Annotated in this window: 2 protein-coding genes; one reads left to right on the forward strand and one right to left on the reverse strand. The window is 54.0% G+C overall.

Annotation, left to right across the window (positions count from 1 at the left end):
* Positions 1–217, forward strand: a 217-nt coding sequence (locus FAP39_RS17730; protein ID WP_212743446.1) for a hypothetical protein, incomplete at its 5' end; no start/stop codon positions are given.
* A gap of 86 nt (positions 218–303) precedes the next feature.
* Here the strand turns inward: FAP39_RS17730 and htpG are convergent.
* Positions 304–1,592 (reverse strand): molecular chaperone HtpG (gene htpG, locus FAP39_RS17270; RefSeq protein WP_138017613.1); only part of this gene is annotated, 1,289 nt, incomplete at its 5' end.

The following is a 1,592-nucleotide window of genomic DNA, read 5'->3' on the forward strand; positions in this document are numbered from 1 at the left end:
GATTTTCCCCGCAATGTATTGCTCAGCAGACATTGGTGCAATTTGCAGCGAACGACCCCTTTCCGCCTTTTGTGCTTTAAACGTACCCCATGCTGCACTGCTCACCAATGTCGTGGAAGGGCTGGAAGCAGCCGTTAGACGGAAGTTGCACCAAGGTCGGCAGTGGGCCGGTCGCAACCTGCCAGGCACCTGGACAGAATTGTGTTTTATCATCTGATCAGGCTATTGACTGCCCATGGCACGGTGAGGCCACAGAGGGAACAAAGGCGGTGTATCCGCCTCTGTCCCCTTTCGAAAAGGGCCTCAAGCGCCAAAAGCTTGCGCCATAAGGTCACCTAAACGCCGGGCGAAATCAGACGGATCCTTTGGGGTTTCCCCTTCAATGATCCGAGCCTGTTCGAACAGGATGTGGGCTGCATCCCCCAGGAGTTCATCAGAGCCGGCCCCGTCCAGTTTTGCACGCTCGGCCAGCTTGCTAATAACTGCATGGGTCGGGTTCAGTTCCAGCACACGCGGAGCGCCGTCCTGCAATTGGCCGTGCCGTTTCAGTAGGCGCTCGAGGTTCACATCCATATCGCCATCATCTGCAATGAGGCAAACGGGGCTATTGGTTAGGCGCTTGGATGGGCGCACATCTTTGACGGTTTCGCCCAACTCAGCTTTGATCACCCCAATCAGTGCCGACAGGTCGGCCTCGTCCGGTTTGTCTTGATCGTCGGTTTGATTGTCTGCCTTGACCTGATCTAGATCGGCGGTACCGCGGGTAATGGACTTGAACGGCTTACCGTCGAATTCGGTGATGTGCTGCAACCAGAATTCGTCAACATGATCAGACAGGAGCAAAACCTCGACACCCTTGGCCCCGAACCCTTCCAAGTGGGGCGACTTGGCCAACTTACCGGCATCTTCACCTGCGATGTAATAGATAGCCTCTTGGCCCTCTTTCATGCGCTCAACATAATCTGACAGGCTGGTGAGCGCGTCGTCACCTGTTGTGTCAAAGCGACAGAGTTCCAGGATGCGGTCCCGCGACGAGGGATCTTCCACCAGGCCCTCTTTGAGAACCGCACCAAAATTGCGCCAGAATTGAGTGTAGTCATCCGCGGCCTTGGTCGCTTTTTTCTTAAGCTCGCTCAGAACCTTTTTCGATACTTGCGTCTTGATTTGTGCCAGCTTCGGATCTGATTGCAGCATTTCCCGCGAAACGTTCAGAGATAGGTCCTGACTGTCCACAACACCGCGCAAAAAACGCAGATAGGCTGGGATCAAATCGGTGGTTGTTTCAGAGATAAAAACGCGGTTCACATAAAGCTGAACGTGGCTTTTTCGTTCTGCATCAAAGAGATCAAAGGGCGGGGTGCTGGGTACAAACAGCAGGCTGGTGTGATTGAGCGTTCCTTCGACCTTGTTATGCATCACATGCCAGGGCGCATCAAACGCGTGCGAACTATGACGGTAGAATTCGCCATATTGCTCTTCGCTGATGTCTTGGGCGGGGCGGGTCCATAGTGCTTCTGCAGAGTTCAGCGTTTCATCACCAAGTTTGATCGGTGAAGTGGTCCTGCTTTTTAGGACAGGTTTGCGGCTTGGCT

The sequence above is a fragment of the Shimia litoralis genome, assembly GCF_005518135.1.
In the GTDB taxonomy this organism is placed as follows: domain Bacteria; phylum Pseudomonadota; class Alphaproteobacteria; order Rhodobacterales; family Rhodobacteraceae; genus Shimia_E; species Shimia_E litoralis.